At 40.1% G+C, this 7,397-nt stretch carries 6 protein-coding genes; 1 reads left to right on the plus strand and 5 read right to left on the minus strand.

Annotated elements, in window-relative coordinates; genetic code table 11:
• On the minus strand, positions 1-2,811 hold a 2,811-nt coding region (locus tag CWB72_RS20125), incomplete at its 3' end, for a collagenase (protein WP_171037373.1).
• 853 nt (positions 2,812-3,664) lie between these two features.
• Here CWB72_RS20125 and CWB72_RS20965 point away from each other — a divergent pair.
• Entirely contained in the window at positions 3,665-4,411 is a 747-nt protein-coding gene (locus tag CWB72_RS20965) for an NBR1-Ig-like domain-containing protein (RefSeq protein WP_252371605.1), read from the plus strand.
• Positions 4,412-4,444: 33 nt separating this feature from the next.
• On the opposite strand, the gene CWB72_RS20135 is transcribed toward CWB72_RS20965, so the two are convergent.
• The 4 genes from CWB72_RS20135 to CWB72_RS20150 all read right to left on the minus strand — a co-directional run bounded on the left by CWB72_RS20135 (position 4,445) and on the right by CWB72_RS20150 (position 7,288).
• Positions 4,445-4,984 (minus strand): cytochrome b, encoded by a 540-nt coding sequence (locus CWB72_RS20135; protein ID WP_138635182.1) that lies wholly within the window; start codon positions 4,982-4,984, stop codon positions 4,445-4,447.
• Positions 4,985-5,114: 130 nt separating this feature from the next.
• The gene (locus tag CWB72_RS20140) at positions 5,115-5,912 is read right to left on the minus strand and encodes a LytR/AlgR family response regulator transcription factor (protein WP_138635184.1); all 798 of its coding nucleotides are present in this window, start codon (positions 5,910-5,912) and stop codon (positions 5,115-5,117) included.
• A gap of 141 nt (positions 5,913-6,053) precedes the next feature.
• Positions 6,054-6,299, minus strand: coding sequence for a hypothetical protein (locus CWB72_RS21225; RefSeq protein ID WP_138635186.1), 246 nt, complete (start codon positions 6,297-6,299; stop codon positions 6,054-6,056).
• Between the two features lie 119 nt (positions 6,300-6,418).
• Complete coding sequence (locus CWB72_RS20150; protein ID WP_436409869.1) at positions 6,419-7,288, minus strand: MBL fold metallo-hydrolase; 870 nt, start codon at positions 7,286-7,288, stop codon at positions 6,419-6,421.
• Positions 7,289-7,397 lie beyond the last annotated feature (109 nt).

Genomic DNA, 7,397 nt, shown 5'->3' on the forward strand with positions numbered 1-7,397 from the left:
TGTACCAGAGCCATTGTCTGTGCCAGAATCTGTCGTTGGTAGCATAGCTTGCGTGATCACATAATCACTATTTAGCTCTGTTAACGCCGCCACACCTAAACAGGTATTTTGACTATCCATTACTGCCATACGGTCGCCTTGAGACCAAAAATCAGCGCTATATACTTCGCCATTACTCAAGGTTGCATATGGGTTCGCTAAATCAGCAGCACCTGTTGCTGGGTTCACCCAGTACAAAGTCACAGGCTCAGCATACGGGTTAGTGATTGAAACACTTGCTTTTGCCGTGCCGCGCTCATAAGTGGTCAACAACTCACAACCAGAGAATACACCTGCAACAGGGTCTGGTAGTACGCCTGGTGCAACCGCGTCGGTGTTTGCAACCATCCAATTGATAAAGTCATCATTATGGTCTGTCGCAATTTGGCCCAGTAGTGTTTCAAACTGTGTGCTGTCACTTAACTTCAATGCATTTGAAAGCGCCAAAACACTTTGTTTATGGTTTTCAGCTAAGTAACGCATGGTTAAGTAGCTCCATGGATATAAGTTATCAAACCCATATTCCATGAACAAAATACTGCGCAATGACGGAACAGTCTTACCTGCAATGGCATCAAAGTTACGCTTGTTATACTGGCCTTTGGTTAAGAACTCCGCCCACCCCTCGGCCCAAGAAACCGTATTATTATGGTGTGCGAACATGCCATATAAGTTATAACGACCATCTAAATAGTGAACGTATTCATGCTCTAAGTTATAGACTTCACCTGCGGTGTCACATGAAAAGCCAACCCAACTTTGTGGACATTGCATTGCATGGAAGCGCGGAATATTGCCAGCAACACTTGGATCACCCTCAAGGTAAATACCGCCATTATTGGTATTATGACCAAAGAATTTATAACCATAGGCTTCATAGTCTTCAGGCGTTGCATAAACAATCACTTCAAGTTTGTTGTTGTTATCATTGTTCACCGGCTGCATATTGGTATTAAAGAACTGGTGGAAGTTGCTGCCTACGTCAGCCATCTTGCTACATGCTGTTGCAAGTTGCTGGTTTGTCATTGCTTGTGCACGAATGGTGATAGCATCATTACATTGGTAGGTAATGGTTAAAATATCTTCCACCTTTTTAGGCACAGAACAATAACCGTTCAGTGCATCGCTACTGTCACAGCTACGATTAACGGTTTCAAGGTAGCTTTCTGTGATTTTCTTCTTCACTTCCTCTGCGTCAACTTGTGCCGATGTTACGTCGAAGATTTCCTTCACAATACCATCAATACGAGCCTGAACAGCTGGCTCAGCAAGGTTGGCAACATGACCTAACGCTAAAAACTCGTGCGGCATGATCCACATGCGATCTGCATCTGCATTCCAGCGCATATCTAAGCCTGTTTCGCCTAGTGCATAACTACGAAGCACAGACATCACGGCAAGCATATGCTCATTAAATGCCGCTTTAATTACCGCGTTTTGCTTACCAATGTAAGCTAAATCATAAAATGCTTTTAAGATTTGATTGGTGCTATAGCCAAAATTGTCGTTTACATATGGGTTAGATAGACCCGCATAAAACTGAGTCAGCGCCATTAAGTGTGGCAATTGTTTAGTAATAAACTGTGCGCCTTCGGCTGTGGTTAAATTAATTAAAGCAGTTGCATAGCTTTCATGGATTAAGCCAGCCGGCGCACCTGTGGTATAAAACTCCGTCATCATAGCAACCGCATGAAGCGCATCACTGATTAACTTAGCATCAGCTTGGCTAAACTGAGTAAAGTCACCATTTGCTGCAAAATTACGTAAAAAATACAGTAATGTATCTAGGTCTTTGTCTTTTATGTCATCTTGCTGTGCAAGGAAATGAATGGCTTTGGCGACATCCGCGACTACACCTGGAGTGTTTGCTGAAATCTCGCCCCACTGCGCCCAAGTAGAGACAATGATCTGCTCAACATCTGAGCTAAACTCTGCTTTTGAATTAATCGCTGCAGCCGGTATAGACACCACAACTGGCTCTACAACCACAAAGTCTGCTGTTGCAGGATCTGTTGGGTTTACTGGATCTGGGGTTGAAGTCCCAGTTTTAACAGAGAAGTTCACGCCATCATTTTGGCCCATTACACTGACGTAAAATAACCCTTTATTAGCCGTCACTTTTAATGTTTCATTGGTGCCAGCATTCGCAGATGACGCAGTATAGCTACTACGTGTTGCCCAGCCACTATTGTTGACAAAAATATCCGCTTCACCTTCACCGCCCTGAGTTTCAATCGTTAACTCAGTGTTGTCTTGTGGTACGTCAACATAATAATAAAGGCCATTACCACCAATACATAACGCTTCATTTAGGGCTATTTCACCACTTTGTTGTTTTGCTTCAAGGCATTTATCTTTGGTTGGTTGTTCACCAACTGTTTGCGTTAATGCAAGTTGGACTTGCTCATGTGTACCAAAAACACTGATATATAAACGACTCTGATTGGCTGTGATCTTTAAGGAATCGTTTGTACCTTGAGTATTCGTTCGAGCAGTGTAGGCACTTGATGTAGCCCAGTTACCTGTATTGACGAGAATATCGGCCTCACCTATACCACCATCAGTGGTAATATTAAGCGATGTGCCATCCTGTTCAATATCAACATAGAAATAAAGTCCATTTCCTGAAATACACTCAGTCTGACCAAGTGTCAAAGCATTGCCTGTTGTTGTCGTTGTACCGCACATCGCGGCCGCAGAGGCGTAAGTTGGTATGGTAGAAACAGCTAATAAGCTTGCTCCCATAAACAACTTTTTAGGTTTATACATCATACTTCTACTTCCAGATATTTATTTACTACAACTGTGCTTCAAACAAATAGGCAATTAACCTGCTGCTCTGACACAAAAAACTGCCTTAAATTGCACGTAAGCCAGCAGAAAACACGACAAAAAGAATATTGTATGCAATAAATTCTACTTTCATTTACATTTTTGTAAACAAGATGAATCTTTAATGACAAATTGAGAATACTTAAAACCATCTACCAGAACACACAACAAATTGTTTTAATTGGATTAAATAAGAAAAGTAATGATGTGAAAATTTGTAAACAGTAACACCCTAACAAATACATAACTTTTGCAAAACACACTGGTTAAACCAGATGAAATGCAGTTAATATTCACTAAAAAGCTGCTTGTGAATACTAAATACAGTGAGGGTAATTTAAATAAATACGATAGGTGTTAATGAACTTTTTAATGACATTAATTTTGACTTTGTTAAAGTCCAATTCTAATTCCACATTTAAAGTTGCATTTTTTGCAAGTAACAACTCGGAGCTAGATTATAAGTTTTTACTAGAATACTTATTCTTCTTGTATTCTCTTCTGCGCTGTAAGCACCTTTCACATAATATCTGATGTTCAGCAGTGGGATTGAACTCTAAAGTGCACTCCTGACAAATACGCGGGCTTCGGATAAATTTGCAGTACAAGTTATATAGCCATTTCATAAAGAGATTTTTGCGTTCAATAATAGCGGTTATGGTTTATAAGAGTTTTTTCTTATACTATTTACCTTGAACACTTTATGTTTAGCTTCTGCTAAGTACAACACGTATCTTGTCTCAGAGACAATTTAAAGACTTACCATCAGTTAAAAAGCAAAAAAGGAATGAAAATGACACCACTAAGAGACAGCGTAAAACGTGTCTCCGATACAAAGGGGTTAAGTGTTAAACAGATCGTAAACCTTTGCGAATGCAGCCGTTCGCATTTTTACAAAGTGCTAGATGGACAAAGACTACCAAGTGATGCGTTGCAAAATAAACTGATGCAAGTTTTAGAGATTGATAAAGTAACGCTTGAAGCTCTTATTGAGGCAACTCAACAAAGTAAAGAGCAACTCAAAAACACAAAGGTTCAAAGCACAAACCAAAAGCATTTACAGCAATATAAGATTAACTCAAAACTGCTTGCCTGCACTTTAGTCCTTCTGCTCACAGCCATTGCATACCTTTTATTTCAAGAAAACCAGTTAAGCAACTCACAGAAGGTCGAATTACAAACTGGCTTTGCGACTAAATTTATTAAAGATGTGACTATTCCTGATGGTACACCTATTGCTGTAAACACAAGTTTTACCAAGACTTGGCGAGTACAAAACATTGGCTCAGTGCCTTGGCAGGATAAACGGTTAAAGCGCATGACGCCGCAAGATCCTAACTTATGCTACTCAGTAGACAGCATAGCTTTACCAACCGTAAAGCCAGGTGAAATAATAGATATCTCGATTGAGTTTACAACTCCGCGCTATCCAGGTACCTGCAGAACTGATTGGAAGATGGTAGATACGAGTGGTAACTTAATTTTCCCCGCAAAAAAAGCACTCTACAGTATCGTGCATGTGGTTGAAGAAAAGCTATAACTTCAACCACATACCTAACCATATCTAGGTTAATTAAGCACGGCCTAACATGCGCAGTAATGTCGTGTCTTTATCAAACACATGATGCTTAATGGCACCCAGCATATGTAATGCAATCAGACCTGTTAACGCGTAAGCAATATAAGAGTGTGCAGCTTTAGCAACTACAAAAATAGTTTCATTGAAAGGCACTGCGCCATTCTCTGTATAGTTATTTGGCACTAAAGCCAGGCCAAATACATCGATACCATACCCACCAAAGCCTGAGTAAAGCATACCGCTTACTGGCATTAACAAGGTACCTATTAGTAAACCCCAATGGGCGAAATGAATGGCTTTATTAAGTGCCTCTGATGCATTGTCATCAGCAGGTAAGAAGCCCTTTTTAATACGGTAAATTGCACGTGGTAATACTAACAATAGCGCGATTACACCTAGCGCTTTGTGAATAGGATACAAGGACCATACTTCCCAGTTCACCATGTAATAACCCACACTAATCAAACCTAGCATAGTGAGTGCAACCGACCAGTGTAGTAAGCGAGTCGTTAGAGTAAGTGACGGCTTATTCATATTGTTTTCTCCTCAGAATTTTGATGATGAAAACTATATAAAATTGATTCTACCCAACCCAGCTCTATGTGACGAACTCATAAGGTTTGGGACAAAAGGTTATTCATCCATTCGTCCCTAGCCTTTATTTTTAAAGGCCTAAGAGCATTTTAGTTGTTGAACGATTACTTTTACTGACTGGCACTTCAATGTCGTTATTGAGCACCAATAGACCATGACCCGAGCGCGCATTGACTAGCTTTGCACTATGAGAAAGATTGACAAGGTAAGAGCGATGGCAGCGATAGAAAGCCTGAGCAGGTAAGCTGTTTTCTAACTCTTTCATGGTTGTGCGAACCAGTGACATACCTTGCTTGGTATGTAACTCAACATAATTGCCCGCGGCTTTTGCAAAGTAAATATCGGCAAACGCAATATCAAACTCTTCTATTTGCAACCTTTGTAGCTCTGTTTTTTCTTCCGCTTTTTGATTAACAAATAATCGAGACGTTTGAGCAACTGAGTCACTACTTTGAGCCCGATTTACATCGACAAACCGGCTTTTAAAATGCACTAAAGTGACGATGGCCAAATAAGCAATGGCATGTTTATGCCAATTATAGAAAAGGCTTTCTTGCCATGCAGTCTGCTCTATTAAAACATCAAGGCTCGTGTTTACAGTTAACACGCATGTAAGCGCGAAAAAACCCACTGAGATTAATTGTTTTAATTTCATACTGCGCTGTAGAGCAAAACAAATAAACGGCGTGATCAGCAACCAAATACCGAACTCTTGCAATGACCAGAAAATAGAAGAAGCAATATCAACTCGCTGTTTAGCAATAAATAAGCTATGCACTGTACAGTTTAAACAAACCATACATAGCATGGCTAACCAACCTAATGTGAGTAATTGATAGTCTTTTAGTTTCACAATTTTACTAAACATAGTTTGGCCCTAAATTTTAAACGGCGAGAAAATAAAAACGTAAGGATAAAAAATCCTCAGATAAATTCAAGACCAAAGCAAAAAAGCCTTGGCACATATACCAAGGCTTCGACATCTAAAAAGCAAATTCGTTCTTTTTAATTACATTGCAGCGCGGAAGATTTCTGAAATCTCTTCTGCAGTAGCCTGAATTGGATTAATAAAGCCACACGCATCTTTCAATGCATTTTCAGTTAAGGTCGGAATATCATCAGCTTTGGCACCTAGCTCCTCAATATCTGAGGAAATACACTCATCAGCCGATAATTTAACAATTGTATCAATCGCCGCTTTATCGACCAGCTCTGCATTGGGTATGGTCACATCGACCCCAGACGCTTTTGCAATATCTTTTTAATCGTACTTAGGAACATACAGTTTAGTTGTAACGATGAGAAGATAACCATGTTTAATTTGAAAATCAGCGAAGTATGTTCTTCGCTGATATGGATGTAAAAATCAGATGATTAATGTTGATGATGAGATGCACTCAAGCTTCTATAAAACAAAGTGGCCACTCGCTCTTCTGGTAACCAGTTTGAATAAGTTAAATTCAACGCTGACAGCGGCTTTGCAGTAAGCACTTCTTCAAGCGATTTACCGCCGCTCATTGCTGATACCATTACACTTTTAGCTTTTAACAATAATGCACGATACGCTTCGAGCGCCGACTTGTTAGTAACAGGACCGTGACCTGGGATCACTTTAGTATCACTATCTATTCTCGCTAAAGTTTGTTCTACAGCATTTATCACGCCATCGAGCGAACCACCACTGTCGACATCAACAAAAGGTAAACTTCCTAAATTAAAGAAAATATCTCCCATGTGTACTGCATTGGCATTTTTGTAAAAAATGACCGCATCGCCATCAGTGTGAGCATGGGCGTAATGCCAAAGCTGCGCGTGTTCATTGTTAAAATGGAGCCTCATATCTTGGCTGAAACTTAAAATAGGCAAATATTTAGACCCTTCACCATGCTTTTCTTTCAAGCGGTCATACACATTATGATGCGCTATGACATGACTCCCCGCTTTGGCAAAGTTTTCGTTTCCTCCTGTATGATCGCCATGGTGATGTGTATTAATCACAAACTCTGGCGCATCAGGTTTTAACTGGCTAATTTGTTTTTTTATGTCATCACTGAGCTTTGCAAATTGGTCGTCTACTAAGTAAATACCATCATCTCCGGTGCTAATGGCAATGTTACCACCTCGTCCATAAAGCACATGTAGGTTTTCAGACAATGCCTCTAGCTTAAATTTGACGTTTGCGATGCTTGTAAACGACGCGCTGAGTAAAGACGCCCCGATTAATATCGATAATGTTTTCATGATGACTCTCAGTTTTCGTTATTATTAACTGCTTATATACCCAAACTTCCTCAAGATGCATGATTCAGAGCGCTGCCTTCTGTTCTAGTTCAAGGAAAAGGACGCAGCGTAA

Origin of the sequence: Pseudoalteromonas phenolica, from assembly GCF_005886345.1 — a bacterium.
GTDB lineage: Bacteria > Pseudomonadota > Gammaproteobacteria > Enterobacterales > Alteromonadaceae > Pseudoalteromonas > Pseudoalteromonas phenolica_A.